This is a genomic window from Catenulispora sp. GP43 (assembly GCF_041260665.1).
GTDB lineage: Bacteria > Actinomycetota > Actinomycetes > Streptomycetales > Catenulisporaceae > Catenulispora.
This window is the reverse complement of sequence record NZ_JBGCCT010000002.1, coordinates 316,434-341,985: the sequence shown is the minus strand read 5'-3', so window position 1 is coordinate 341,985 and position 25,552 is coordinate 316,434. Positions and strand designations below refer to the sequence as shown.

Sequence of the window (25,552 nt, the reverse complement as noted above, 5' to 3'; positions counted from 1 at the left end):
GGGTCTATTACCGCAATGGGTGACAAACTGCGGACGATTCACGAGTGGTCGCGGCCGCGCGGACCGGTGGCATCTCGCCGGAGCATGTGACATAGTACTGGCGTGAGCGCAGCCGCCAACAGGTCCCGCCCGACGTCCGACGTCGTGGTGATCGGGGCCGGGATCATCGGCGCCGCGTGCGCCTACTACGCCGCGCGCGAAGGCCTGTCGGTGACAGTGGTCGACGCCGGCCCGGTCGCCGGCGGCACATCCGGCGCGGGGGAGGGGAACCTGCTGGTCTCGGACAAGGAACCGGGACCGGAACTGGATCTCGCGCTGCGCTCGCAGGAACTGTGGCGCGCGCTGGCCGAGCAGGACGACGGCGCCCTCGGCGCCCGGTTCGAGTACGAGGCCAAGGGCGGCCTGGTCGTCGCCTTCACGGCGGAGGATTTCGAGGCGCTGCAAGGGTTTGCGGCCACGCAGTTAACTCCGGGGGTAGTAGCCGAGGAAGTACCGGCCGAACGCCTGAGCGAACTCGAGCCCTTCATCGCCCCGGGACTGGCCGGCGGCTTCTGGTATCCGCAGGACGCGCAGGTGATGCCGTCACTGGCCACAGCCGCACTACTGAAAGCGTCGGGGGCACAGCTGCGACTGGGCAGCGCCGTCACCGGGCTGGTGACCTCGCGAGGCACGGTGCGCGGGGTCCGGACGGCGGCCGGGACGATCTCGGCGCGGTTCGTGGTGAACGCCGCCGGCTTCGGGGCGTCCTCGGTCGCGGCGCTCGCCGGCTCGACGCTGCCGGTGCAGCCGCGGCGCGGGTTCGTGCTGGTGACCGAGCCGCTGCCGGCGATGGTGCGGCACAAGGTGTATTCGGCGGCGTACGTCGCCGACGTCTCCAGTTCCGACGCAGCGCTTCAGTCCTCGGCGGTGGTCGAGGGGACGCCGTCGGGGCCGGTGCTGATCGGCGCGAGCCGGGAGCGGGTCGGCCTGGACCGGACGCCGTCCTACGACGCACTGGGACGGCTGGCGGCTCAGGCCGCTGAACTGTTCCCCTTCCTGGCAGATGTGAAGGTACAGCGTTACTACTGCGGCTTTCGCCCCTACCTTCCGGACCACCTGCCCGCGATCGGCCCGGACGCTTCCGTCTCAGGACTCTTCCACGCCTGCGGACACGAGGGCGCCGGCATCGGTCTGGCACCGGCGACCGGGGAGCTGATCGCGGCGTTGCTGGCGCAAAGGGAGCCGGAGGTGGCGGCCGAGCCGTTCCGCCCGGCGCGGTTCGAGGAGGGTGCGCGGTGAGTGTGCGGTTCAGTTTCGACGGCCGGCCGATGACGGCCCAGGCCGGCCAGACCGTCGGCGCGGCACTGCTGGCCGAGGGGATCCGGTCGTGGCGCACGACCCGCTTCGGCGGCCGGCCGCGCGGATTGTTCTGCGGCATCGGCGTGTGCTTCGACTGCCTGGTGACGGTGAACGACGAGCCGAACGTCCGAGCCTGCCTGGCGGTCATCGCCGACGGCGACGCAGTCCGGACGCAGATCGGAGACGGACACGGTGAGCAAGGTGAATGACCTCCTCCCACCCGCCGGCCAGGCCTTCGCCGACCTCGAGGAATCCGGCACCTTCGACCTGGCCGTCATCGGCGCCGGCCCCGCAGGCATGGCCGCCGCGGCGACCGCCGCCGAGCAGGGACTGCACGTGGCGCTGATCGACGCCGGCCGCCAACTCGGCGGCCAGTACTTCCGCCACCCGGCCCCCGGCCTGACCGCGGACTGGCTGCCGAAGCTGTACCACGGCTGGCAGCAGTTCGAGCAGCTGGTGACGCGCGTCGAGACAGCCGCCGGCATCGAGGTCAGATTCGGCCACCAGGTATGGGCCATTGAGAAATTCGGGGCCGTCGACCGCAGCGAGGACGTCCCCGGATTCAGGGTCCTGACAGACCGCGGCCCGATCGAGGCCCCCGCCGTGATCCTGGCCACCGGCGCCTACGAACGCGTAGTCCCCTTCCCCGGCTGGGACCTCCCCGGCGTCTTCACAGCAGGCGGCGCCCAAGCACTCCTCAAAGGCAACCTGGTCCTCCCCGGCCGCCGCGTAGTCGTGGCCGGCACCGGCCCCCTGCTCCTCCCAGTGGCCGCAGGCCTGGCAGCCGCCGGCGCCAAAGTCCTGGGCCTATACGAAGCCAACACCATCCGCGGCTACGCCAAGAACCCCCTACCCCTGCTGTCCAACCCGACCAAACTCGCCGAAGGCCTGGACTACGCCCGCCAATTCACCCGAGCCCGCATCCCGGTCCACACAGGCCGAATGGTCATCGAAGCCCACGGCACCGACACCCTGGAAGCAGTAGTGACGGCCCGCCCCGACGGCACCGACCCCCAACGCATCCCCTGCGACACCCTGGCCATCGGCTACGGCCTGGCCCCCCAAATCGACCTGGCCCTCACCCTCGGCGCAGCACCGACCCACCTCACCGACGGCACCATCGGCCTCCGCGTGAACACAACCCAGCGCACAACAATCCCCGGCCTATACGCCGCCGGCGAGACAGCAGGCGTCGCCGGCGCCGAGACGGCCCTACTGGAGGGCGAGATCGCAGGCCTCGCGGTCGCGCAGGTCGCAGCGCGGGCCTGGGCCCGCCGGCTGGCGAGCCGGACGGCCGGAGGCGGCGTGGCGCCCGGCACTGATAGCTCGGCCCGTGCTGTTTCCGACGAGAGCTCTGGTGTCGCTGGCCCGGCTGGCCCGGCTGGCACCGGCACCGGCAGGACTTCCGGCGGTTCGCCATCGAGGACTACCGAGGACAAGCCCGCCGGCCCGATCACCGCCCGCGCGATCGCCGCGGCCCGAGCCCGCGTTTCGCGCCGCACCCCCGAAGACGCTGCCGAGGCCGCCGACTCCACCAACCGCCTCGCCGCGGCCCGAGCCCGCCTCACGCGCCGCGCCCCCGACGATGGTGCCGACGCCGCCGGCTCCACCAACCGCCTCGCCGCAGCCCGAGCCCGCCTCACGCGCCGCCCCGAGCCCTCCGCCGCAACACCCCCGTCGCCGCCGCCACTTTCGCTCGCGTCCCCCTCCGCCGAAGCAACCGCCGCAGCCACCACCCCGGCTACCCTCACCACCCCGGCGAGCCCTGCTGTGCCGACCACTCCGGCCAACCTCGCCAACCTCCTCCGCCGCCGGACCCGCCAGCGTGCCCTCGCCGACCTCCTCCGCGCGCGCCATCCCATCCCGGCCGCGTGGCGCGAACACCTCGCCGACGACACCATCGTCTGCCGCTGCGAAGAGGTACCCGCGAAAGCCATCGCCGAGGCGACCGGCGACCTCGGCGCCGGCGATGCGCGGACCGTCAAGCTCCTCACCCGCGCCGGCATGGGCTGGTGCCAGGGACGGGTGTGCGGCTACGCCGTCGCCTGCCTGGCCGGCGGTACCGAGCCCGCGTCCGATGCCGATCTTCTTGCCGCCGCCTCGCGCCCCCTGGCGCGTCCCGTCCCGCTCGGTGTGCTCGCCGAGCAAGATCGAAGGAACAAGTGACCATGTCCTCCCGCATGCCCTGGCACGGCGTCGTCGTCGCCACCGCCCTGCCGTTCCGCGAAGACCTGACCGTGGACCTCGACGCCTACGCCGAGAACCTGCGCGGCCTCATCGACGCCGGATGCGACGGCGTGTGCCCCAACGGGTCACTCGGGGAGTACCAGACACTCACCGATGCCGAGCGCGCCGCCGTGGTACGCACAGCCGTCGAAACTGTCGGCGGGGACCGGGTTCTGGCCGGCGTGGCGGCGTACGGGTCGATGGAGGCCCGCCGCTGGACCGAGCAGGCAGCCGAGGCCGGGGCCGGCGCCGTCATGCTCCTGCCGCCCAACGCCTACCGGGCCGACGAGCGCTCTGTCCTGGCGCACTACAAGGCCGTCGCCGAGGTCGGCATCCCGATCGTGGCCTACAACAACCCCATCGACACCAAGGTCGACCTCGTCCCCGAACTCCTCCAGCAGCTCCACGAGGCCGGCTACATCCGGGCCGTCAAGGAGTTCTCCGGCGACACCCGGCGCGCCTACCGCATCAAGGAACTGGCGCCCGAGCTCGACCTGCTCATCGGCGCCGACGACGTCCTGCTCGAGCTGGCCCTGGCTGGCGCCGTCGGCTGGATCTCCGGCTACCCGAACGCCATCCCGCACGTCTGCGTCGAGCTCTACCAGGCCGCCACGGCCGCCGCCACGACCGGCGACCTCGGCCAGGCCCTCCCGCTCTACCGCGAGCTGCACCCGCTGCTGCGCTGGGACTCGCGCACCGAGTTCGTCCAGGCCATCAAGCTCTCCATGGACCTGGCCGGCCGGCACGGCGGCGGCTGCCGTCCGCCGCGCGTCCCGCTCCTGCCGGAGCAGGCCGACACCATTAAGGCCGACACCCTGCGCGCACTGCCGCTGGAGGACAAGGCCCGCGAGCGGAAGCGGCAGGCCTGATGCGCACCAAGAACATCTACCACGCCGTCGACTCCCACACCGAGGGCATGCCGACCCGCGTCATCACCGGCGGCATAGGGGTCATCCCCGGCGAGACGATGATGGCCAAGCGCCTGTACTTCATGGATCACCTGGACCATCTGCGCACGCTCCTGATGTACGAACCCCGCGGCCACGCCGCCATGTCCGGGGCGATCCTGCAGCCCCCGACCCGCCCCGACGCCGACTACGGCGTGCTGTACATAGAGGTCTCCGGCCTGCTCCCGATGTGCGGCCACGGCACCATCGGCGTGGCCACGGTGCTGGTCGAGACCGGCATGGTGCCCGTGGTCGAGCCGGTCACCACGGTGCGCCTGGACACCCCGGCCGGGCTGGTCCTGGCCGACGTGCGCGTCGAGGACGGAGCCGCCAAGGCGGTGACCATCCGCAACGTCCCCAGCTTCGCCGAACGCCTGGACGCCCAGGTGGAGGTCCCCGGCTTCGGCGCGGTGGCCTACGACCTGGCGTACGGAGGCAACTTCTACGCGATCGTCGACCTGGACGCCTACAAGCTCCCCTTCGACCGCGCCGCCAAGAACGAGATCATCGCCGCGGGCCTGGCCACCATGGACGCCATCAACGCCGCCGACGAGCCGGTCCACCCGCTGGACGAAGGCATCCGCGCCGTCCACCACGTCTACTTCCGCGCCCCCGGCTCCACCGCGCAGCACTCACGCCACGCGATGGCCATCTTCCCCGGCTGGTTCGACCGCTCCCCGTGCGGCACCGGCACCTCGGCGCGCATGGCGCAGCTGCACGCCCGCGGCGAGCTGGCCCTGGACACCGACTTCGTGAACGAGTCCTTCATCGGCACCCGCTTCATCGGCCGCCTGGTGGAGCAGACCGAGGTCGCCGGCCGGCCCGCGGTGATCCCGACGGTGACCGGCCGGGCGTGGGTGACCGGGACCGCGCAGTATTTCCTGGACCCGGACGACCCCTTCCCGGCTGGGTTCCTACTCTGACCGGTGTCAGGAAGGTCTCTCTATAAAACGAGACAAGATCTGTGGCCGCACGTCACTCAGCGGATAGGGTTTCGACCATGCCAGACAGGACTTCCAGCGGCGCCGCGGTATTCGCCGGCACGGCTCCCGGGCCGGACCCGGAGCGCGGCCCGGCGTTGAACCTGCCCCGCGTGCTCGGCCACAACTCGCTGCGGGAGCAAGTGTCGCATGCCCTGCGCGCCGCCCTGATCGCCGGCGAGCTGCGGCCCGGCGTGGTGTACTCCGCGCCGGTGCTGGCCGCCGGCTTCGGGGTGTCGGCCACGCCGGTGCGCGAGGCCATGCTCGATCTGGCGAAGGAGGGGCTGGTCGAGGTCGTCCGGAACAAGGGCTTCCGGGTGACCGAGCTGTCCGAGGCGGACCTCGACCAGTTCACCGAGATCAGGGCCCTGATCGAGATCCCGGTGGTGACCGGCCTGGCCCGCAGCGCCGCCCTGGCCGACCTGCAGGCGCTGCGGCCCGCGGCCCGGGCCATCGTCAGCGCCGCCAAGGCCCGCGACCTGATCGGCTACGTCGAGGCCGACCAGGCCTTCCACCTGGCCCTGCTGGGCCTGTCCGGCAATCCGCACCTGGTCGAGGTGGTCAGCGATCTGCGCAACCGCTCGCGGCTGTACGGGCTGCCCTCGCTGGCGGACGCCGGCGTGCTGGACGCCTCGGCCGAGGAGCACGTGGCGCTGGTGGACGCGCTGGTCGCCCGGGACGCCGAGACCGTCGAGAGCCTGATGAAGACGCACCTGACGCACGTGCGGTCGATCTGGGCCGGCCGGGAGTAGCCGGCCGGGCCTGTCACAGTGGGCTGAAAAGGGCAGGTTTGGGCGCCGGACCCTGGCGCCTGGGGGTGGCGCCGGGGTCCGGCTGTTGGGTTGTACTGCGCCAGCCCCTTGCGGGGCCTGCTCGATGCGAAGCGATCCCCCATTTGCCTCCGACTTGGCCGAAGCCGGAGGCCCTTATCGCCTCGCTTCGAGCAGTCGACGACGCAAGGTCATCGATGGCGTGGCGGCTGCTTCCTGGTCGGGCGCGGTGAGCTCTGTCCGTGCGCGGCAGGTGGTGACCGTCGGTCCTGGGGCCGCCGTTGCTTGGCGGTGCGTGGCGGCCTTCGGATTAGCTCAATAGTGCTCGAATGTTGTATATCAGACATCGGGTGATTCGCGTAGATCTGGCTGCGCACAATGGCCGACGCCGAATGGGTGAGCTGTGGCCTCTGTGGTGCTGTCGACGTGCTACGCCGCCGCTTGGGCCTCGGCGGGTGTGCGGCTGCCGCGTTCGGGGGACTCAGCTAGCCACCGACCGCTACGGCGCCCGGTCTGGGCGGGAGCGTTGTTGGGGCCGGGCCGCCGCGCGCAGGGCCTCAGCGGTGGGCGACTACGCGCAGGGCCTCAGCGGCCGGCGACTACGCGCAAGGCCTCAGCGGTGGGCACCGCTGAGCTCGCGAGCCGCAGCGGTGCCCACCACCCCCAACCTCACCCCGCGTGCTCGCCCATCCAAGCCTCGACCTCGTCCGCCTCGCGCGGCAGCGCCGATGACATCAGCACCGCGCCGTCCTCGGTGATCAGCAGGTCGTCCTCGATCCGGATGCCGATGCCGCGCAGCTCCTCGGGCAGGGTCAGGTCGTCGGGCTGGAGGTACAGGCCCGGCTCGACGGTCAGTACGTTGCCGGCCGCCAGCGTGCCGTCCACGTACTCCTCGGCGCGGGCCTTGGCGCAGTCGTGGACGTCGATGCCGAGCATGTGGCCGCTGCCGCACAGCGTGTAACGGCGGTAGAGGCCTACCTCGGGGTCCATCGCCTGCTCCAGCGACACCTTCAGGACGCCCATGTCGATCAGGCCGGCGGCGATGGTGCGCATCGCGGCCCAGTGGAACTCGCGGAAGGCTGCGCCGGGTCGCAGTGTTGCGATGCCCGCGTTCTGGGCTGCGAGTACCAGATTGTACAGGTCGCGCTGAAGCGGGGTGAAGGTGCCGGAGATCGGGAGGGTGCGGGTGATGTCGGCGGTGTAGAGGCTGTCCACTTCGACGCCGGCGTCGAGGAGCAGGAGTTCGCCGGCGTTCAGGGTGCCGTTGTTCGCGGTCCAGTGCAGGACGCATGCGTGGGCGCCGCCGCCGACGATGGTGTTGTAGCCGACGTCGTTGCCTTCGATGCGGGCTCGGTTGTTGAAGGCGCCTTCGACCCAGCGTTCGGCGCGCGGCTTGCCGATGACCGAGGGCAGGATGCGGGCCACGTCCTGGAAGCCGAGGGTGGTGGCGTCGACGGCGGCCTGGAGCTGCTCGATCTCCCAGGCGTCCTTCACCAGGCGCAGTTCCGACAGGTACGCGGTGAACTCGGCGTCGGCCTCCGGGCGTGCGGAGACCAGTGTGTCCACTCGCGGGTCGGAGCCGCGAAGGACGCGCGTCGGGACCGAGGAGCCGGTGAGCTTGTCCGGCAGCCGGTTCAGGTTCTCGGTCGCGAGGCCGTACAGCTCCGCGCTTTCTGCGAGGGAGGGGCGGCGGCCTTCCCACATCTCGCCGAGGCGGCGGTCGCGGAAGGCTTCGCCGTTGTCGCGGGAGGAGCGGTCGTGGGCGAACAGGATGGCGTCGTGGCCCGAGCCGTTGGGCTCGAAGACCAGGACGCCCTCCAGCAGCTGGCTGCCGGTCAGGTGGGCGAAGGCGCTGTGCGGGCGGTAGTGCCAGTAGGTGTCGTTGCTGCGCAGCTTCTCCACGCCCGCGGGCACGATCAGGCGCTCGCCGGGGAAGCGGGCCGAGGCGGCGGCGCGTCGGCGCGGGGTCCAGGCCGAGGCCGGCGTGGGGCCCAGGTTCGGCAGCGGCGAGGGCGCCCACTGCGTGGCCATGAACGCCGCCAGGGCGTCGGTGACCGGGAGGTCGTGGCTGCCGGTGGCGAACTTCGACAGGTTCGGGTCGCTGGACACTGCGGCTCCCTGGGGGTGCGATGGGTCGGAACGTGCGGCGCGCGGCGGCGTCCCCGGCGGGCCGCAGTGTGCAATGTTACATTCCACGGCCAGGTCCGGTAACCACCTCCGCGCCCCGAAGAACCTAACGGTCTCCCGAGTCGTCTGGTGGATGTGGATGACGACGACACCCTCGGCACGGGGCCGGAACCCGCGATACCGGAACCCACCGCGCGGGACCCGGAAAACGTGGACGCGGACTTCACCGCGTTCGTCGCGGCGCAGGGCGCGCGCCTGCTGCGCCTGGCGGAACTGATCTGCGGCGACCCGCACCGGGCCGCCGACCTGACCCAGACCGCCCTGGAGCGCGCCTACCTGCGCTGGCACCGCATCCGCGCCGACGACCCGCTGGCCTACGTGCGCCGCATCATCGTCAACTCCTACCGCGACTGGTGGCGGCTGCGCCGCGGCCGCGAATGGAGCACGGACACGGTGCCGGAGCGGGCGGTGCCGTGGGACGTTGCGGATCGCCACGCTCACCAGGAACTCGTGCGCGCCGCACTCAGCACCCTGACACGGCGCGAGCGGCAGGTGGTGGTGCTGCGGTACTACGCGGACCTCAGCGAGGCGGCGATCGCGGCGGAGTTGAGGATCGCGCCGGGCACGGTGAAGAGCTGCCTGTCGCGGGCCCTGACCCGGCTGCGGACGCTGCCGGAGTTCGCCGAGCGCGGCGACCCGTCGAACTGGAAAGGGGATGAAAGGGAGAATATGACAGAGAGGATGCAATCAGATGTCTGAGAACCATGATGCCGGTTCCCCCGGCTTCGAGGACCGGATCAGGGACCTGTTCGCGGACGGGGCCGAGCGCAACGTCTCGGCGCAGCAGGTGATCGACGGCGCGCGCCGCCGCCGGGTCCGGTACCGGGCCGCGGCGGCCGGGTCGTCGCTGGGGGTGCTGGGGGTGCTGGGGGTGCTGGCGGTGCTGGGGGTCGCGGCGGGGGCGATCGCCTTCGGCGGGCACTCCGCCGGGGCGTCGCAGTCGGTGTTCATCTCCAAGCGGGCCGGTTCGTCGTCGCCGCCGCCGGCCGTGGCCGCGGCTCCGGCGCCGAAGACCTGCTCGGCCTCGGTGACCGGCACGGTGCCGGCCACAAGCCCGACGACGCAGGACGGTCTGGTCTTCGAGACGGTTTCGGGGAAGACCGCGGGGTTCCCCTGGACTGTCGAGATCCACGTCTTCCCCGACAAACAGTCCCACATCTCCTGGGAACAGAAGCTGCAGCCGGGCACGATTCCGCAGGCGGCGATAGACGGAGAACATCCGGGCGCCATGGCCCAGTTCCGGACGCCGGGCGTTCAGGGCTATTCGGAGTTCGGATTCCCGGGCGGCGGCGACAACCAGTTCTTTGCGATCCAGCGCGGGCTGGGTCTGGGAACCGGCACACCGGACAAGTCGCCGGAGGCGCAGGGCATGCCGAAGGGATTGTCGATTGATGACTACCCGGCGTATGTGACTTCGGGGTGGATGGCTCCCGATGTCGACCACATGTGCGCCCAGTACGCCGGCCATGCCGAATTCGTGCCGGTGTATCGGATTCAGGGCGGCGACTTCTACGTGATCGGCTACAGCGCCGCCGACCCGCCCCAGCAGCTGATCGGGTATGACTCTGCCGGAAAGGTGGTGGGAAACGGACGCGCCGTCAAGGAAGGAACGTTCTTCCTCATGCCGCAAAGCCCTCAAAGCCCTCAAAGCCCACACTGACCGGCGGAGGCGGCCGCACCGACCGCGGACCTCTCGCCGCCATGCGACGACGACGAGAGGCCCGCGCCGGCTGGTCCCGGAGCGTCCCGATCAGGCCCCGCTCACGGCGTGAGCCGGTGCAGGTCCCGCGGGAACAACGCGGTCCGCCGCAGGTTGTCCGCCTCGGTCAGCCGCATCGTCCACCGCTCCAGCCCGAGGGCGAAGCCGCCGTGCGGCGGCATCCCGTGCTTGAAGTTCGCCAGGTATCCCTCGTAGGCCTCCGTGGACTCCCCCCGGGCCGCCAGTGCCGCGACGTAGTCCTCGTACCGGTGCAGACGCTGGCCGCCGGTGATCAGCTCCAGTCCGCGGAAGATCAGGTCGAAGCTGTTCGAGTACTGCGGCCGGTCCGGCTGCGCGTGCGTGTAGAAGGGGCGCTTGGCCATCGGGTAGCCGGTGACGAACAGGAACTCGCTGCCGTGCTCGCGCAGCGCCCATTCGCTCAGTGCGCGCTCGTCGGCCGGGGACAGGTCCGGCTCGTCCTGGCCGAGCATCTCCATCGCGTCGGCGAAGTGGATCTCCGGGATCTGCTCCGGGACCGTCGGCAGCTTGACCCCGAGCAGGTCCACGGCCGCCGCCGCGCGCTCGGCGACCGAGGCGGTCATGCCGGCCAGTGTGTGGCGCACCACCGCCATCACGTCGCGGTGGTCGGCGATGAAGCCCAGCTCCGCGTCCAGGCTCGTGTACTGGGCCAGGTGGCGCGCGGTGTCGGAGGGCTCGGCGCGGAAGACCGGGCCGGTCTCGTAGACGCGCTCGAAGACGCCGACCATCGCCTGCTTGAAGAACTGCGGGGACTGGGCCAGGTACGCCTTTCGCCCGAACCAGTCCAGTGCGAAGACGTTGGCGCCGGACTCGGTGGCCGAGCCGACGATCTTCGGGGTGTGGATCTCGGTGAAGTCCAGGGCGTCCAGCGCGCTGCGGAAGCCGGCGACGGAGGCGGCCGTGATCTGGAACGGGGCACTCAGGTGCGGGTGACGCAGGGTCACCGGCGCGCCGTCCAGGATGGTCGGCAGCGAGGCGGTCACGGTCGGGCGGTAGATGTCCAGCGGCGGCGTCCCGGCCGGGCTGGACAGCAGCTCGACCTGCGGGCCGGCGGCCGGTGCGACGACCTCCACGCCGCCGGGCGCCTGCTCGTTGGCCGTCACGGTCCCGACGAAGGACAGCACGGTCTCCTCGGGGATGTCCCGCAGCTGCTCGGCGACCGCGCCCGACAGGACGGCCTGGGTCAGGCCGCTGCGGTCGCGCAGGATGAGGAACGTGACGTTCTTGAGCTCGCGGCGGCGGTGCAGCCAGCCGGAGACCTGGACGGTTTCACCTGCGTGCGCCGACAGCTCGGCGGCTAGTACACGGTGGACCATTTTGAGCCCTCCCAAGGGCATCGAAGTGATCCCTTGGGGGTGCGGGCGATAAGGGAATCGCGGTACCACCGCACCTTCGCCGCGGTGGGGGCCGCGGCCTCGTGGCGGCCCGTTGACGGGGGCCGGGCGGCGGGGCATTTCCTCCCCGCACTCAGGAGGGTCTTCGCCTCGGGACGCGGGGCCGTCTTCCCAGCTGTCGACGGCTCTCTGGACCCGCGCGGATCTGAGGCTACTCGTCTCCTTCAACGTGTTGCAGGGATCTTAACCCGCTGTGTGATCACGAACAATCGAATACGCCGCTCGCCGTCTTTCCGGTGCCGGGGGCGAAGCCGGGGATGCTGTGGCAGTGGCCTGTGACCCACGCGTCGCGGTCCTTCGCCGCGACGCTGCGGCCTCCCATGCGCATCCCGCTCACCACCACGTAGCGCACCTGTCCGGTGTGCACGAGCCGGGCCAGGCCCTGCACTGTCGGCGCCGGGGCGTCGCTGGTGAAGCCGCCCATGGGCAGGACCGGGACGTTCGCCGCGAGGTAGGACGCGGCCGTCATCGAGCCGTCGACCGCCGCGGCGTAGGGACGGCCGTCGCGATTGCGCTTCAGGAAGCGGATCACCCGCGGGTCCGGTCCGCGCCCGAAGTCGCGCAGGCCGTGCTGGATCTCGTCGTTGACGGCGGCGTTCTTCCGGCCCCCGAACATCGCCTGCGGCGGGCCGGCCGAGGCCGCGACGCTGCCCATCGTGTCCCCGCGCCGTGTGAGCACCGAAGCGGCCCACACCGAGGGCGCCGCGAGCGCCGCGGTCGCCACCGCCACGGCCGAGACGGCGCCCAGCGCGCGGTTGCGCGAGATACGGGCCCAGGGCAGGAGCGCGATAGCCACCACCGCCGCGCCGAGTACGAACCAGCGCAGCCACGGCTGGTAGTGCGGCGTTTCGCGGCTGGCCAGAAAAGCCCAGCCGGCGGTCGTCGCCACCAGCGCCGGCAGCTGCCAGGTCCGGCCGCGGGCAGCGGCGACGAAGGCGACGCCGGCCAGGGCGGCGACCGGGGGAGCCAGGGTCGAGGTGTAGTAGGAGTGGATGCCGGTGGCCGCGCAGAAGGCCAGGCCGTAGATGCCGAGCCAGCCGCCCCAGAAGAGGTAGCCGGCGGTGGTCTTGCGGCGGATCCGATCCGAGCTGAATCGTTGCCTGGTCAGCGAATCCGCGCTTGCTTCTAGCTCCGGTGTGAGATCGGGGCCGAACGCCGACGTGGACTTCCGCGCCGCCCGCCAAGCTGCCCACAACCCGGCCGCCAGCCCCGCCACCGCCGCCGGCACCAGCCAGCTGATCTGCCCCGCCGAGGCCGCCCCGAAGATCCGCCCGAGCCCGGCCGGCCCGCCGGCCCCGGACAGCACCGCGCCGCCGGCCAGCGGGTCGGTGCCGGCGCCCTGGCCGCCGATGCGGCCGAACCCGTTGTACTGGAAGACCATCTCCCACACCGAGTTGTGCACCGAGCCGTCGATGTAAGGCCGCTGCGAGGCCGGGGTCAGCGTCACGAACACCATCCAGGCCAGCGAGACCGCCGCCACCAGCGCCCCGTAGGCCGCCGCGCGCCCCAGCCGCCACCAGCGCGTGCCGGCGCCGAGCAGGAAGCACGTCCCGGCGAAGACCGGCACCACCAGCAGCGCCTGCCCCATCTTCACGTTGAACGCCACGCCCAGCCACATTGCCGAGGCCGCCAGCCACCAGGTCGCGCGCCGTCCGCCGTCGGCCCAGCGCCACAGCGCGTGCGCGGCGACAACCATGAAGAACACCATCAGCGCGTCGGGGATGTTGGTGCGCGACAGCGCCACGGTCACCGGGGTCAGGGTGTAGGCGATCGCCGCCGCGTAGCCCGCGTGCCGCCCGGCCCAGCGCCGCACCGTGACGAACAGCAGCGGCACGCACGCCGTGGCCGCCAGCACCTGCGGCAGCAGCACCGCCCAGGGATGGAACCCGAACATCCGCACCGACAGCGCCTGCACCCAGAAGGCGCCGGGCAGCTTGTCGGTGGTGATGAAACCGCCCGGGTCGAAGGACCCGTAGACGAAGTCGTGCCAGTCCGCGCCCATCGAGCGGACGGCCGCCGTGTAGTAGGGGTGCGTCCGCCCCCGCTGGAAGCCCCACCCGAACACCACAGCCGCCAGCGCCGTCAGGGCCGCGACCAGGGCCCGATCCGGCATTCGTCGAGTAATCCACGCCATGACCCGGACAACGAGCATGATCGGGAGGAGTCACCTGAAGTTACGAAACAGTCATCCAACACAGAAAAAAGGGGCGTCCGGGACCGGCGATACGGATGATGATCATTCATGCTCGGATTCTGCGCGAACGAGCATTGCGGTGAGCGGGTTGCGCGCTACTGTGTCCCCATGCGACAGGAAGACCGCCTCGGAGCCATCCTCGCCCTGCTGGCCGACCACGGTTCGGTGGGCGTCGTGGAGACCGCCGAACGCCTGGGCACTTCCCAGGCCACCATCCGCCGCGACCTGCAAGCCCTGGAAGAGCAGGGCCTGGTCAAGCGCACCCACGGCGGCGCCGTCCCGGCCGGCGTCCTGTATGAGCTGCCCATGCGCTACCGCGGCGCGCGCCAGCAGGAGGAGAAGAGCAGGATCGCCGAGCTGGCCGCCGGACTGATCGACGAGAGCGCGGCGACCGTGGGGCTGTGCGGCGGCACGACCACCAGCGAGGTCGCGCGGTTCCTGGGGATGCGCGGCGGTCTGAAGATCGTCACCAACGCCCTGAACATCGCCGCGGAGTTGGCGCTGCGCCCGGCGATAGACCTGGTGGTCACCGGCGGCACCGTGCGCACCGAGTCCTACGAGCTCATCGGCCCGGTCGCCGAGCGCGCGCTGGAGGGCTTCAACCTGGACGCCTCCTTCCTCGGCGTCGGCGGCGTCAGCGCCACGGCCGGCGTCACCACCCACCACGAGGTCGAGGCGCAGACCAACCGTGCCATGATCCTGCAGTCCGCGCGCGTGATCGTGGTCGCCGACGGTACCAAGGTGGGCCGGCGCGCCTTCGCTCGGATCGCCGAGGCCGCGCTCGTCTCCGACCTGGTCACCGACCCCAGCGCCGACCCGGCCGAGCTGGACGCCTTGCGCGAGCTCGGCGTGCGGATCCACCTGGCGGACTGAGCGGGGGCGCGGCAATTATGCGGGCTCGCGCGAAGTGCGGCGGCTGACCACGCCGTATTTTCTCCTGCTTGATTCTGCTCGACTCGTCTGGCTATCGTTCAGATACAAGCATGAGGATCACGCGCCCTGTCGAGCGCAGCCAGCCTGGGGAGAGACACCATGTCCGGATCCGAGTACGTCGACGCCGAGATAGCGAGCCAGCCGGACACCTGGCGCCGGGCCGCCGCGATCGCCGTCGGCCCGACCGCCGAGGCGCTGCCGAAGAAGGGCGAGCGCGTGGCGGTCGTCGGCTGCGGCACCTCGCTGTACATGGCGCAGTCCTACGCGGTCCTGCGCGAGCAGGCCGGCCTCGGGGACACCGACGCCTTCGCCGCCTCGGAGTTCCCGTTCGGCCGCGCCTACGACCGCGTGGTCGCGCTCAGCCGCTCCGGCACCACGACCGAGGTGCTGGAACTGCTCGAGCGCCTCAAGGGCGTCATCCCGACCGTCGCGGTCATCGCCGACCCGGCGACCCCGGCCCCGGCGCTGGCCGACGAGACCATCGTGCTGGACTTCGCCGACGAGAAGTCGGTCGTGCAGACCCGCTTCGCGACCACCGCGCTGACCCTGTTCCGCGCGCACGTCGCCGCGCAGTCCGGCACCGCCTTCGACGTGGAGAAGATCGTCGCCGACGCCGCGCGCTGCGTCACCGAGCCGCTGCCGGACGGGATCCTGGAAAAGACCCAGTTCGCCTTCCTGGGCCGCGGCTGGACCGTCGGGCTGGCCAACGAGGCGGGGCTGAAGATGACCGAGGCCTCGCTGACCTGGACCCAGTCCTACCCGGCGATGGAGTACCGGCACGGCCCGATCAGCATCGCCTCGCCCGGCACCGTGACCTGGCTGCTCGGCCAGGCCCCGCGCGGGCTGTCCGAGCAGGTCGAGGCGACCGGCGGGCAGTGGCTGGACGGCACCGCCGACGGCCGCGACCCGCTGGCCGAGCTGATCCGGGTGCAGCGCCTGGCCGTGGCGCTCGGCGGCCGCAAGGGCCTGCAGGTCGACACCCCGCGCAACCTGACCCGTTCCGTCGTCCTGTCCGAGGTCTGAGATGCCCGATCCCGAGCAGAGCGCCGCGCCTGAGGCCGCTGCCGCTCCCGTCCACGCCCTCGCGCTGGACGTCGGCGGCACCGGCATCAAAGCCGGCCTGGTCACCCGCGACGGCGAGCTGACGCGCACCTGGCGCCGCGCCACCCGCATCGAGCGCGGCCCGCAGCCCGTCATCGACACGATCGCGGACTTCGCCGCCGAACTCCTCGAGGAGGCCGCGGCCGCCGGCACCCCGGTCGCGGCCGCCGGCTTCGCGCTGCCCGGGATCATCAACGAACAGACCGGCGTCGGCGTGTTCTCCGCCACCATCGGCTGGCGCGACGTGCCGTTCCGCGACCTGCTCGGCGCGCGCCTGGCCGTGCCGGTCGCGATCGGCCACGACGTGCGCGCCGGGGGAGTGGCCGAGGCCCGCATCGGCGCCGGCCGCGGCTCGGCGCGCTTCGTGTTCCTGCCGCTGGGCACCAGCATCGGCGGCGCGATCATGATCGACGGCGTGCCGAACCTGGGCCCGCACGGCATGGGCGGGGAGTTCGGCCACATCATCGTCCGCCCCGGCGGCCTGCCCTGCGGCTGCGGCCTGCGCGGGTGCCTGGCGCAGTACTCCGCGGCCGGCGCGGTCGCGGCCCGCTACGCCGAGGCCGCCGGCACGCCGAACGCCGGAGCCCTGGACGTCGCGGCCCGCCTGGCCGCCGGCGACCCGATCGCCGCCCGCGTCTGGGACGAGGCCGTCGACGCCCTGGCCGACGCGCTGCTCACCACCGCCGCCCTGCTCGACCCGGACCGCGTGGTCATCGGCGGCGGCCTGGCCGAGGCCGGCCCGACGCTGATGACGCCGCTGGCCCAGGCGCTGGCGGCCAAGGCGACCTACCACGTGCTGCCCGAGCTGGTCACCGCCGAACTGGGCGACCTGGCCGGCTGCCTGGGCGCCGGACTGCTGGCCTGGGACCTGGTGCCGTGATAGTCACGGTCACGCTCAACCCGGCCCTGGACATCACGTACACGATCGCGGAGCTCAAAGACGGAACCACGCACCGGCCGCGGGTGCACGCCCAAGCCGGCGGCAAGGGCGTGAACGTGTCCCGGACGCTGCACGCGCTCGGCCACGAGACCGTCGCGGTCCTGCCGCTCGGCGGCTTCGACGGCGACGCGGTGCGCGCGGAGCTGGAGGCGGCCGGGGTGCCGCATCACGCGATACCGATCGCCGGAGCGACGCGGCGCACGGTCACCGTGGTCGAGGAATCGGGGCAGGCCACCGGTTTCAACGAATCAGGGCCCGAAATCACCGGCGCCGAGTGGGCTGAGATATGCGGGGCAGTCGCCTCGCTGCTGGAGACCGCGGTGCTCGACGCCTCGGCGGTGTTGGTGCTGTCGGGCAAGCTGCCGCGGGGCTTGGCCGAGGATGTCTATGCCGAGCTCATCACAGTCGCTGAAAGCCTTGGCGTTCCTGCAATTCTGGACACCGAAGGCGCCCCGCTGCTGGCCGCGCTGGCCGCGCGCCCAGCCATCGTCAAGCCGAACGCGCACGAGCTGCTCGACGCCACCGGCCTGGCCGATCCGCGTGCCGCCGCCGCGGAACTGCTCGAACGCGGCGCCCGGGCCGTGGTCTCCTCCAACGGCCCCGACGGCCTCACCGCCCTGACCGCCGAGGGCACCTGGACCGCCCGCCCGCCGCGCATCGACGGCGGCAACCCCACCGGCGCCGGCGACGCCTCGGTCGCCGCCCTGGCCATCGGCCTGGCCGCAGGCAGCCCCTGGCCCGAAACCCTCGCCGACGCCGCGGCGCTCTCGGCCGCCACCGTGCTCACCGACCGCGCCGGGGTCTTCGACGCCGAGGCCTACCGCCGGTTCCGAAGCGAGATCGCAGCATGCTGATTCCGTCCTCGGCCGCCGCTCCCCGAACCTCTGCCCGCCCGCACACCCTCTAGGAGCCCGCATGCCGCTCAAGCCCACCGGCGAGCTCATCACCGCCGCCCGCGCCGGGCACCGCGCCCTGGCCGCCTTCAACGTCATCACCCTGGAGCACGCCGAGGCCATCGTGGCCGCCGCCGAGGCCGTGCAGTCCCCGGTGATCCTGCAGATATCCGAGAACGCCGTGAAGTTCCACCACGGCCGCCTCGCCCCGATCGCCCGCGCTTCCGCCGCCGTGGCCGAGGGTGCCGGCGTGGACGTCGCGCTGCACCTGGACCACGTCGAGGACCCCGCACTGCTGCGGCAGGCCGCCGACTACGGCTTCGGCTCGGCCATGTTCGACGGCTCGCACCTGGACTACGCCGAGAACCTCGCCGCCACCCGCGAGGCCGCCGACTGGTCCCACGCCCGCGGCCTGTGGCTGGAAGCCGAACTGGGCAAGGTCGGCGGCAAGGACGGCGAGCCCCCGCTGTCCGCGCACGCCCCCGGCGCCCGCACCGACCCCGACGAGGCAAGCGCTTTCGTCGCCGCGACCGGCGTGGACGCGCTGGCCGTCGCGGTAGGCAGTTCGCACGCCATGACCGACCGCAGCGCCGTGCTCGACCACGAGCTGATAGCGCGCCTGCGCGAGGCGGTCGGCGTCCCGCTGGTGCTGCACGGCTCCTCCGGCGTGCCGGACGAGGAACTGGCGCGCGCCGTCGCCGGCGGCGTGGTGAAGGTCAACATCGGCACCGCCCTGAACATCGCCTTCACCGGCGCCGTGCGCGGCTGGCTGGAGCAGGCGCCGGCGAACGCGGTCGACCCCCGCAAGTACCTGGCACCGGCGCGCCAGGAGATGGCGAAGACCGCGGCGCATTTCATAAACGTTCTGTCCCCGGACGCCAACTAGCAGCGACGCTGGCGCCCCGGGGTCGGTGTGGGCCAGCATAAGCGCCACACCCGTACGAGGCGATCACGAAGAACGGCGGATGATGGCGAACCCTGAGATGCCCGGCGCACCGGAGGAGGCGGCGGCGGAGGCCGTCCGGACGAGCGCGACGGCTTCGGGCGGGGCGGCCGGCGAGGCCGGCTCGGCTGGCGAGGCCGCGCAAGCGACGGCCGTGACGCCGGAAGTGCCGCGCCCGCGCCGCGAATCGGCCGAGGGGCAGCAGGCGGCCGGGGACGCGCAGTCCTCGAGCGCTGCGCAGTCTGCCGGTACCGGGTCGCCTTCGGAGGCCGCGCAGCCCGCCGGCGCTCGCCAGCCCTCGAACGCGAAGCCCGCAGAAGCCCGCCGCCGTCCGCCCGCCGCCTACGAGCCCGAACCCGAGCGCATGCCGCTCATGGCGCGCGTCCTGCTCGCCGACTTCGCCGTCGCGGTCATCGCGCTCATCGTGCTGTTCGTCATCGAGGTGCAGCGCTTCGGCGACGCCACCTTGCACCTGCGCCGCGAGGCCTGGGGCGAGGACCTGGTCGTGCTGTTCGCGGTGGCGGCCGTCTTCGGCGCGGTGACGTTCCTGCTCGTGCGGGCCCGCCATGCGCGGGTCGCGATAGTGCAGGCGGTCGTGACCGCCCTGGTCGTGCTCGCCGCCGTCACCTCGGCCGTGACCGGCGATCCCAAGCCGACCTCCGTCGACCTCCCGCCGAGTACTTCCAGCGGCAACCCCGGCTAGCCGGATCGAAGAACGACCGGATCGAAGAACGACCGGATCGAAGAACGATGGGCGGCGGAGTCCCTACTCCGCCGCCTTTTGCGTGTCCTCCGTCGGCACGATCCGACGCAGCAGGTCGCGCAGCGTCTCCCGCTCGCTGCCGCTCAGTCCGGCCAGCGGCTCCGCGGCGAACGTCAGGCCGCCCCACACCGCGTCGAAGGACGCGCGGCCGAGTTCGGTCGCTGTGATTCTCTTCACTCGCCGGTCCTCCGGATCCGGCTCGCGCGTCACCAGGCCGCGCGCCTCCATCCGGTCCACCAGGCCCGTGATGTTCGACGGCTCGCACTTGAGGTGGTCGGCCAGGAACCGCATCGGCTTCGGCCCGGCCATCAGGTTGGCCAGCACGAACGCCTGCATCCGGGTCAGATCGTGGCGGGCCGCGGCCTCGTCGTAGTTGTCGTAGAAGCTCTGCGAGGCCGCCCAGAACAGCTCCAGCACCTCCGCGGTCACGGGGTCGCGGCGGTTGTCCAGGGCGGCGGGGAGGTCGGCGCGGCTCACGGAGCCACGGTATGCGGGCTCCGTCCAGTGCTCAACATCCGGGCCGGCCGTGGTTAAATACTTCATGACATCAACAATAAACCAGTGAAACTGTGGAGTGCACCATGTCCGACCAGGCGCGGCGTTCGCGGGGAGTACTGCCCGCGCTCGTGTTGTCAGTTCTGGCCTTCTCCCTCGTCCAGACCTCCGTGGTCCCGATCCTGCCGACGCTGCAGAAGGACCTGCATGTCGCGGGCAGCGGCATCACCTGGCTGATGACCGCGAACCTGCTGTCCGCGGCGGTGCTCACGCCGCTGCTGGCGCGCATCGGCGACCTGCGCGGCCGCAAGCCCATGCTGGTGGTGGCGATCGCCGGCGTGCTGGTCGGCGGGATCCTCGGCGGCATCGGCGGCTCGTTCGGGCTGCTGCTCATAGCCCGCATCGTGGCCGGCACCGGTGGCGCGATCCTGCCGCTGGCGGTGGCCATCGTCCGTGACGAACTGCCGCGCGAGAAGGTCACCGGCGGCGTGGCGATGGTCTCCGCGGCGCTCGGCGTCGGCTCGGGCCTGGGCCTGGTCGCCACCGGCGTGGTGATGGAGCACTTCAGCTACGAGTCGGTGTTCTGGATGGGCGCCGTCCTGGCCGCCGTCGCCTTCGCCCTGGTGCTGGCCGTGGTCCCGCACGACCCGATCAAGGCCGAGGGCAAGGCCGACCCGCTGGGCGCGCTGCTGCTGGCCGGCTGGCTGTCGGCGCTGCTGATCGCGGTCAGCCAGGGCAACGACTGGGGCTGGGCCTCCACCCGCACCCTCGGGCTGTTCGTGACCGCCGCGGTGGTCCTGGTGCTGTGGGTCGTGGTCGAGCGCCGGGTGGCCTCGCCGCTGGTGGACATCGCGATGCTGGCCAAGCCGGCCGTCGCGGTCACCAACACCGCCGGCGTCCTGGTCGGCTTCGCGATGTACGGCTCGTTCCTGCTGATGAGCGACTTCACCCAGACCCCGAAGGCGGTCGGCTACGGCTTCGGCGCCTCGGTCCTGGCCTCCGGCTGGATGCTGTTCCCCTCAGCGGTCGGCTCCTTCGCCGCCGCCCCGGTCGGCGCGGCCCTGATCAAGCGCGGCGGCCCGCGCCTGCCGCTGGTGCTCGGCGGCGCGTTCACGGCCGCGGGCCTGGGCCTGCTGATCTTCGCGCACAGCTCCAGCTGGCACGTGGTGGTCGCCTCCGGCGTGATGGGCGTCGGCGTGGGCATGGCGTACGCGGCCATGCCGGCCTACATCAACGCCTCGGTCCCGGTGCAGCAGTCGGGCATCGCCAACGGCATGAACGCGGTGCTGCGCACGGTCGGCGGCGCGGTCGGCACGGCCGTCATCGGCGCGGTGCTGACCGCCGACATGAAGCCGGTCGCGCCGGGCGTGAGCCTGCCGTCGATCGACGCCTACACCCACGCGTTCCTCATCGCCTCGGTGCTGGCGGTGGTCGCCGCGCTGGTGCCGTTCCTGGTGAAGGCGCCGCGGATGGCGGCTATGACGACGCCGGACACGATCGACGCGGTGGACGGGGCGCCCGGTACCGAGTCGAAGGCCATGGCCGGTGTGAACGCCTGACCTTCCTCACAACCCGATGGGCCACTGGAAACACCATAAGGTTCCAGTGGCCCTGGTCTGTGTGGCGGCGCAGTAGCCGGCCTGCTCCAGCCGCAGGGCCGCCACCGATCCGGCTTCCGTCGGCGGACGCGGCACATGCAGCTCGATCCGATCCGCGGTCAGCGCCAGCAACTCGGCACCGAAGCGGCGGCGCCAGTCGGCCAGTACCGCAGTGTGTTCAAGCCCTGAGATGCCCGATGCCGCGTCCCAGTCGAGCAGGCCGGGGATCTCCACCCCGCCGTACTCGGCCGCGATCAGGCCGATCGTCGTGGTCTGCGCGACGGAGGACGCCGACTCGGTTTCTGAGGACACCGGGTCGGTCTGTGCCGCAGGCAGTACAGCCTTCCCCCTGGCGAAGATCTCCGCGGCGCCGCGATGCTGCTCCCGCTGTTCCCCCGCGCGCGGCAGCCTGTCTAGGACCGTCGGCGCCTGCGCGTCCACCAGGAACGGCCACAGCCCGGTCATCGCGTGCTCCTCGCGCAGCTCCCGCCACGCTTGCCGCGCCGTCCCCGCCTCGACGGTCACCGCCAGGATGTCAGTGCCGTCCGCGAGCGTGGCCTTCACCGTCGCCGTGCCCATCAGGTCCATGACGGGCACGATAGAGGCTCAGTCCCACGGAGCTGCCAGGGGGTGATCCATCACCAGGGCACGCTCCACTACCAGCGCACGCTCCGCTACCAGGGCACCACGCCGTCGGCCTCGAAGAGCCCTCCGCTGGGCCCGTCGTCCGGCAGCGTCGCCAGCCTGATCGCGGTCACCGCGCCCTGTGCGGGGGTGAGCGTGCCCTGGAACCCGTTCAGGTCCGTGGCGACGTAGCCGGGGCAGGACAGGTTGATCAGGATGCCGGTGCCCTGCAGCTCCTTGGCGTACTGGATCGTGACAGCGTTCAGATACGTCTTCGTCGGTGTGTACCCGCCGCTGATCCCGCCGCGCTCCATCCCGGGCGTGGTCTGGAACGTCAGCGAGGCGACCTGGCTGGACTGGTTGACGATGCGCGGGTGCGCGGAGCGGCGCAGCAGCGGCAGCATCGCGTTGGTGACGCGCATGACGCCGATGACGTTGGTCTCCACCAGCCGCCGCACGACGTCCAGGTCCAGCGACGTCGGATTGTCCGGCCAGCCCTCGGCGATGCCGGCGTTGTTGACGAGCACGTTCAGCCGTCCCGCGCGCTCCTCGATCAACCGCACCGCCGCGGCGGTGCTCGCATCGTCGGTCACGTTCAGCGGCACCAGGAAGGCGTCCGCTCCGGCTGACCGCAGCCGGTCCACCGCATCGGTCCCGCGCTTCTCGTCCCGGGCGCCGACGCCGACGCTGTAGCCCAGCGCGCCCAGCCCGGCCGCGATCTCATATCCGATGCCCTTGTTCGCGCCGGTGATCAGCGCGATCGTCTTCTCGTTCATGACCTCGAGTCTTGTCGCGCCGGCGACGCGGACCAACACCGACTGGGCACCGCAGCCATAGCCGGACGGCATCGGTCCAGGTCCGATGGCGATACCGTGGACGTATGGAGACCCGCGAGCTGCAGTACTTCGCTGCCGCTGCCGAGGAACTGCACTTCGGGAAGGCCGCCGAGCGCCTGGGCATCGCGCAGCCGGCGCTGTCCCGCACCATCGCCCAGCTCGAACGCCGCCTCGGCGTCACGCTCCTGGAGCGCACCAGCCGCAAGGTCGAGCTCACCGAGGCCGGGGCGGTGCTGCTGGCCGAGGCCCGCTCGATCCTCGGCGCCGTGGCCGCCGCCGAGCGCCGCACGCGGGAAGCTGCGCAGGCCCGGCCGCGCGTGGTCTTCGCGGTCAAGACCGGCACCGCCGGCGACCTGGTGGCCAAGCTGCTCGACGCCTACCGGGCCGAGCCCGGCGCCGCCACTGTCGAGCTGCTGCTGTGCGAGGCGCACCAACACCGGCGCCTGCTGCTGAGCGGTCAGGCCGACGTGGCGTTGCTGCATCTGCCCTTCGACCCGGCCGAAGGCCTGGACACCGAGACGCTGTACACCGAGGCGCAGGTCGCGGTCCTGCCGGCCGGGCATCCGCTGGCCGCGCGGACCCAGATCCGGAACGCCGAGCTCGCCGGCCAGCCGGATCTGCCGCCGGCCCGCTGGTGCCGGGTGGACGGCAGCTATCCCGACGGACCGGGGCCCGAGGTACGCAATCTCGGCCAGGTCTACCAGCTGATCGCGCTCGGCCGGACCACGGTGGTCGTCCCCGAGTCCGCCGCCGTCGACCTGCGGCGCGATCTGGTGGCCGTGCCGGTCCTGGACGCGCCGCCGGTGACCACGGTGATCGCCTGGCCGGCGCACAGCCGGCAGCGGGCGGTCGCCGATCTGGTGCGGGTCGCGACCCGGCTGTGAGGGCCCCGGCCGATCACGTGACGCCGCACGGTCTCATGACCCTGGCAGTCTCAGGCGGCAGTCCCTACCCTGCGCCGCATGAACGGACGCTGGAACACCTCCGTGGCCGAGCTCTTCACCGCCCGCGCCGGCGACCACGCCACCGCGCTGGCCTGGACCGGGCCGGACGGCGTCGTGCGGCGCGTGTCCTGGGACGAACACGTGCGGCGCAGTGCGGCGCGCGCCGCGTGGCTGGCTGAGCGGCTGCCGGCGGAAGGGGACGCTGGGGCCGGGCCGCGGCATGTCGGGGTCCTGATGGAGAACGTGCCGGAGTTCTCGTTCCTGCTCGGCGCGGCGGCGCTCGGCGGGTTCACACTGGTCGGGCTGAACCCGACGCGCGGTGCCGCCGAGGTGGTGAGCGATATCCGGCACACCGACTGCGCGCTGATCCTCACCGAGTCGCCCTTCCTGAACATGGTGCGCGACTGCGGCGTTCCGGTGGTCGATATCGACTCCGCGGAGTACTCCGGCTTGCTGCATAAGGGTTTCAGCTCTCGTTTCCACCTCCGGGAGGAACACCGGGAAGCGGACCTGAAGAGCGCTTCTGAGCTCCCCTTCATGCTCATCCTGACCTCCGGCACGACCTCGGCCCCGAAGGCCGTGATCTGCTCCCAGGGCAAGATCGCCTCGCAGGGCGCCAGCCTGGCTGAACAACGCGGCCTCACCAAGGACGACGTCCTGTACTGCGCGATGCCGCTGTTCCACAGCAACGCCGTCATCGCCTGCTGGATCCCGGCGGTCGCCACCGGTGCGAGCGTGGCCCTGCGCCGCCGCTTCTCCGCCTCCGGCTTCCTGCCAGACGTGCGCCGCTTCGGGGCCACGTACGCGAACTACGTCGGCAAGCCCCTGTCCTACATCCTGGCCACCCCCGAGAAGCCCGACGACGCCGACAGCACCCTGCGTCAGGTGTTCGGCAACGAGGCGGCCCCGGCCGACGTCGAGCGCTTCGCTGAGCGGTTCGGGTGCCAGGTCACCGACGGCTTCGGCTCCACCGAGGGCGGGATCTCCTTCTACCGGCTGCCGTCCACGCCGCCGGGGGCGCTGGGCGTGCCGGTCGGGGACGTGCGGATCGTCGATCCGGACAGCGGCCGGGAGCTGGGGGTCGGCGAGGTCGGGGAGATGGTGAACTTCGCCGGTGCCGGGGCGTTCGAGGGCTACTACAAGCACCGCGAGGCCGATGCGGCGAAGCTGCGCCAGGGCCGGTTCTGGTCCGGCGACCTGGCCTATCGGGACGCCGAGGGCAACTTCTTCTTCGCCGGCCGCTCCGGGGACTGGATCCGGGTCGGCGGGGAGAACTTCGCCTCCGGGCCGATCTCGCGGGCTGTGGAGGAGTGGGAGGACGCTGTCGCGGCGGCGGCGTACGGGGTGCCGGACGCCGCGTCGGGGGATCAGGTGATGGTCGCGGTGGAGCTGCGGGACGCGATCGCAGGGTTCGAACCAGAGCGGTTCGAGGCCTATTTGGGGTCCCGGTCGGAGCTGGCCAAATTGTGGTGGCCTCGTTATGTACGGCTCGTCGCGGCGATGCCGAGGACGGCCACGAACAAGGTGGTGGTGCGCTCCTTGGTGGAAGAGGCCTGGTGTACCCCGGATCCGGTGTACGTGCGCGCCGACTCCGGCCGCCCCGGCTACCGTCCGATGACCGACGCCGACCGTGCCGAGCTGGCCCGGGAGTTCGCCGACCATGGCCGCACGCCGCCCCGTGCCCGGTAGATCGTTGTTACGCTGCTTG

Annotated in this window: 23 protein-coding genes; 17 read left to right on the top strand and 6 right to left on the bottom strand. The window is 71.9% G+C overall.

Features of this window, described 5'->3' with window-relative positions; all coding sequences use genetic code 11:
- Positions 1–102 precede the first annotated feature (102 nt).
- The 6 genes from ABH926_RS05180 to ABH926_RS05155 all read left to right on the top strand — a co-directional run bounded on the left by ABH926_RS05180 (position 103) and on the right by ABH926_RS05155 (position 6,243).
- Complete coding sequence (locus tag ABH926_RS05180) at positions 103–1,278, top strand: NAD(P)/FAD-dependent oxidoreductase (protein ID WP_370364174.1); 1,176 nt, start codon at positions 103–105, stop codon at positions 1,276–1,278.
- Positions 1,275–1,547 (top strand): (2Fe-2S)-binding protein, encoded by a 273-nt coding sequence (locus ABH926_RS05175; protein ID WP_370364173.1) that lies wholly within the window; start codon positions 1,275–1,277, stop codon positions 1,545–1,547. The genes ABH926_RS05180 and ABH926_RS05175 overlap by 4 nt, the downstream gene beginning before the upstream one ends.
- Positions 1,540–3,504, top strand: coding sequence for an FAD-dependent oxidoreductase (locus ABH926_RS05170; protein ID WP_370364172.1), 1,965 nt, complete (start codon positions 1,540–1,542; stop codon positions 3,502–3,504). The genes ABH926_RS05175 and ABH926_RS05170 overlap by 8 nt, the downstream gene beginning before the upstream one ends.
- 2 nt (positions 3,505–3,506) lie before the next feature.
- Positions 3,507–4,433, top strand: coding sequence for a dihydrodipicolinate synthase family protein (locus tag ABH926_RS05165; protein ID WP_370364171.1), 927 nt, complete (start codon positions 3,507–3,509; stop codon positions 4,431–4,433).
- Positions 4,433–5,434: a proline racemase family protein gene (locus tag ABH926_RS05160; protein WP_370364170.1), complete on the top strand. Its 1,002-nt coding sequence runs from the start codon at positions 4,433–4,435 to the stop codon at positions 5,432–5,434. Before ABH926_RS05165 ends, ABH926_RS05160 begins: the two co-directional genes overlap by 1 nt.
- A gap of 77 nt (positions 5,435–5,511) precedes the next feature.
- Complete coding sequence (locus ABH926_RS05155; protein ID WP_370364169.1) at positions 5,512–6,243, top strand: GntR family transcriptional regulator; 732 nt, start codon at positions 5,512–5,514, stop codon at positions 6,241–6,243.
- A gap of 687 nt (positions 6,244–6,930) precedes the next feature.
- On the opposite strand, the gene ABH926_RS05150 is transcribed toward ABH926_RS05155, so the two are convergent.
- On the bottom strand, positions 6,931–8,370 hold the full coding sequence (locus tag ABH926_RS05150) for an aminopeptidase P family protein (protein WP_370364168.1): 1,440 nt from the start codon (positions 8,368–8,370) through the stop codon (positions 6,931–6,933).
- Positions 8,371–8,523: 153 nt separating this feature from the next.
- Between ABH926_RS05150 and ABH926_RS05145 the strand changes: the two genes are divergently transcribed.
- Both ABH926_RS05145 and ABH926_RS05140 read left to right on the top strand, forming a co-directional pair.
- Positions 8,524–9,147, top strand: coding sequence for a SigE family RNA polymerase sigma factor (locus ABH926_RS05145; protein ID WP_370364167.1), 624 nt, complete (start codon positions 8,524–8,526; stop codon positions 9,145–9,147).
- Positions 9,140–10,108: a hypothetical protein gene (locus ABH926_RS05140; protein ID WP_370364166.1), complete on the top strand. Its 969-nt coding sequence runs from the start codon at positions 9,140–9,142 to the stop codon at positions 10,106–10,108. The genes ABH926_RS05145 and ABH926_RS05140 overlap by 8 nt, the downstream gene beginning before the upstream one ends.
- A gap of 101 nt (positions 10,109–10,209) precedes the next feature.
- Here ABH926_RS05140 and aspS read toward each other — a convergent pair whose 3' ends face one another.
- A complete protein-coding gene (aspS, locus tag ABH926_RS05135; protein ID WP_370364165.1) occupies positions 10,210–11,502 on the bottom strand; it encodes an aspartate--tRNA(Asn) ligase in 1,293 nt (430 codons plus the stop codon).
- 277 nt (positions 11,503–11,779) lie between these two features.
- The gene (locus tag ABH926_RS05130; protein WP_370364164.1) at positions 11,780–13,693 is read right to left on the bottom strand and encodes an ArnT family glycosyltransferase; all 1,914 of its coding nucleotides are present in this window, start codon (positions 13,691–13,693) and stop codon (positions 11,780–11,782) included.
- A gap of 189 nt (positions 13,694–13,882) precedes the next feature.
- On the opposite strand from ABH926_RS05130, the gene ABH926_RS05125 reads away from it, so the two are divergent.
- The 6 genes from ABH926_RS05125 to ABH926_RS05100 all read left to right on the top strand — a co-directional run bounded on the left by ABH926_RS05125 (position 13,883) and on the right by ABH926_RS05100 (position 19,287).
- A complete protein-coding gene (locus tag ABH926_RS05125) occupies positions 13,883–14,647 on the top strand; it encodes a DeoR/GlpR family DNA-binding transcription regulator (RefSeq protein ID WP_370364163.1) in 765 nt (254 codons plus the stop codon).
- Between the two features lie 159 nt (positions 14,648–14,806).
- Positions 14,807–15,730, top strand: a complete 924-nt coding sequence (locus ABH926_RS05120) for an SIS domain-containing protein (RefSeq protein ID WP_370364162.1) — start codon at positions 14,807–14,809, stop codon at positions 15,728–15,730.
- Position 15,731: 1 nt separating this feature from the next.
- Positions 15,732–16,688 carry an ROK family protein gene (locus ABH926_RS05115; protein ID WP_370364161.1) on the top strand — a complete coding sequence of 319 codons (957 nt, stop codon included), beginning with the start codon at positions 15,732–15,734 and terminating at the stop codon, positions 16,686–16,688.
- Complete coding sequence (locus ABH926_RS05110; protein ID WP_370364160.1) at positions 16,685–17,602, top strand: 1-phosphofructokinase family hexose kinase; 918 nt, start codon at positions 16,685–16,687, stop codon at positions 17,600–17,602. The genes ABH926_RS05115 and ABH926_RS05110 overlap by 4 nt, the downstream gene beginning before the upstream one ends.
- Positions 17,603–17,663: 61 nt before the next feature.
- A complete protein-coding gene (locus ABH926_RS05105; protein ID WP_370364159.1) occupies positions 17,664–18,527 on the top strand; it encodes a ketose-bisphosphate aldolase in 864 nt (287 codons plus the stop codon).
- Positions 18,528–18,606: 79 nt separating this feature from the next.
- Positions 18,607–19,287, top strand: a complete 681-nt coding sequence (locus ABH926_RS05100; protein ID WP_370364158.1) for a hypothetical protein — start codon at positions 18,607–18,609, stop codon at positions 19,285–19,287.
- A gap of 63 nt (positions 19,288–19,350) precedes the next feature.
- Here the strand turns inward: ABH926_RS05100 and ABH926_RS05095 are convergent, their stop codons facing one another.
- Positions 19,351–19,890: a MarR family winged helix-turn-helix transcriptional regulator gene (locus tag ABH926_RS05095; RefSeq protein WP_370364157.1), complete on the bottom strand. Its 540-nt coding sequence runs from the start codon at positions 19,888–19,890 to the stop codon at positions 19,351–19,353.
- 38 nt (positions 19,891–19,928) lie between these two features.
- Between ABH926_RS05095 and ABH926_RS05090 the strand changes: the two genes are divergently transcribed.
- Positions 19,929–21,401: an MFS transporter gene (locus ABH926_RS05090; protein WP_370364156.1), complete on the top strand. Its 1,473-nt coding sequence runs from the start codon at positions 19,929–19,931 to the stop codon at positions 21,399–21,401.
- 6 nt (positions 21,402–21,407) lie between these two features.
- Here ABH926_RS05090 and ABH926_RS05085 read toward each other — a convergent pair whose 3' ends face one another.
- The gene (locus ABH926_RS05085) at positions 21,408–22,028 is read right to left on the bottom strand and encodes a DUF4253 domain-containing protein (protein WP_370364155.1); all 621 of its coding nucleotides are present in this window, start codon (positions 22,026–22,028) and stop codon (positions 21,408–21,410) included.
- Positions 22,029–22,114: 86 nt separating this feature from the next.
- Positions 22,115–22,840, bottom strand: a complete 726-nt coding sequence (locus ABH926_RS05080) for an SDR family oxidoreductase (protein ID WP_370364154.1) — start codon at positions 22,838–22,840, stop codon at positions 22,115–22,117.
- A 104-nt stretch (positions 22,841–22,944) separates the two neighbouring features.
- Here ABH926_RS05080 and ABH926_RS05075 point away from each other — a divergent pair, with 104 nt between their 5' ends.
- Together ABH926_RS05075 and ABH926_RS05070 are read left to right on the top strand one after the other, a co-directional pair.
- The gene (locus tag ABH926_RS05075; RefSeq protein ID WP_370364153.1) at positions 22,945–23,784 is read left to right on the top strand and encodes a LysR family transcriptional regulator; all 840 of its coding nucleotides are present in this window, start codon (positions 22,945–22,947) and stop codon (positions 23,782–23,784) included.
- 78 nt (positions 23,785–23,862) lie between these two features.
- The gene (locus tag ABH926_RS05070; protein ID WP_370364152.1) at positions 23,863–25,533 is read left to right on the top strand and encodes a long-chain-fatty-acid--CoA ligase; all 1,671 of its coding nucleotides are present in this window, start codon (positions 23,863–23,865) and stop codon (positions 25,531–25,533) included.
- The last annotated feature ends 19 nt before the right edge of the window (positions 25,534–25,552 follow it).

Bases quoted from the DNA above. Each gene is read 5' to 3' on its own strand.
- ABH926_RS05165 (WP_370364171.1), top strand. From the start codon at position 3,507: ATGTCCTCCCGCATGCCCTGGCACGGCGTCGTCGTCGCCACCGCCCTG.
- ABH926_RS05160 (WP_370364170.1), top strand. From the start codon at position 4,433: ATGCGCACCAAGAACATCTACCACGCCGTCGACTCCCACACCGAGGGC.
- ABH926_RS05155 (WP_370364169.1), top strand. From the start codon at position 5,512: ATGCCAGACAGGACTTCCAGCGGCGCCGCGGTATTCGCCGGCACGGCT.
- ABH926_RS05140 (WP_370364166.1), top strand. From the start codon at position 9,140: ATGTCTGAGAACCATGATGCCGGTTCCCCCGGCTTCGAGGACCGGATC.
- aspS (WP_370364165.1), bottom strand. From the start codon at position 11,502: ATGGTCCACCGTGTACTAGCCGCCGAGCTGTCGGCGCACGCAGGTGAA.
- ABH926_RS05130 (WP_370364164.1), bottom strand. From the start codon at position 13,693: ATGCCGGATCGGGCCCTGGTCGCGGCCCTGACGGCGCTGGCGGCTGTG.
- ABH926_RS05125 (WP_370364163.1), top strand. From the start codon at position 13,883: ATGCGACAGGAAGACCGCCTCGGAGCCATCCTCGCCCTGCTGGCCGAC.
- ABH926_RS05120 (WP_370364162.1), top strand. From the start codon at position 14,807: ATGTCCGGATCCGAGTACGTCGACGCCGAGATAGCGAGCCAGCCGGAC.
- ABH926_RS05115 (WP_370364161.1), top strand. From the start codon at position 15,732: ATGCCCGATCCCGAGCAGAGCGCCGCGCCTGAGGCCGCTGCCGCTCCC.
- ABH926_RS05105 (WP_370364159.1), top strand. From the start codon at position 17,664: ATGCCGCTCAAGCCCACCGGCGAGCTCATCACCGCCGCCCGCGCCGGG.
- ABH926_RS05100 (WP_370364158.1), top strand. From the start codon at position 18,607: ATGATGGCGAACCCTGAGATGCCCGGCGCACCGGAGGAGGCGGCGGCG.
- ABH926_RS05095 (WP_370364157.1), bottom strand. From the start codon at position 19,890: ATGAAGTATTTAACCACGGCCGGCCCGGATGTTGAGCACTGGACGGAG.
- ABH926_RS05090 (WP_370364156.1), top strand. From the start codon at position 19,929: ATGTCCGACCAGGCGCGGCGTTCGCGGGGAGTACTGCCCGCGCTCGTG.
- ABH926_RS05085 (WP_370364155.1), bottom strand. From the start codon at position 22,028: ATGGACCTGATGGGCACGGCGACGGTGAAGGCCACGCTCGCGGACGGC.
- ABH926_RS05080 (WP_370364154.1), bottom strand. From the start codon at position 22,840: ATGAACGAGAAGACGATCGCGCTGATCACCGGCGCGAACAAGGGCATC.
- ABH926_RS05075 (WP_370364153.1), top strand. From the start codon at position 22,945: ATGGAGACCCGCGAGCTGCAGTACTTCGCTGCCGCTGCCGAGGAACTG.
- ABH926_RS05070 (WP_370364152.1), top strand. From the start codon at position 23,863: ATGAACGGACGCTGGAACACCTCCGTGGCCGAGCTCTTCACCGCCCGC.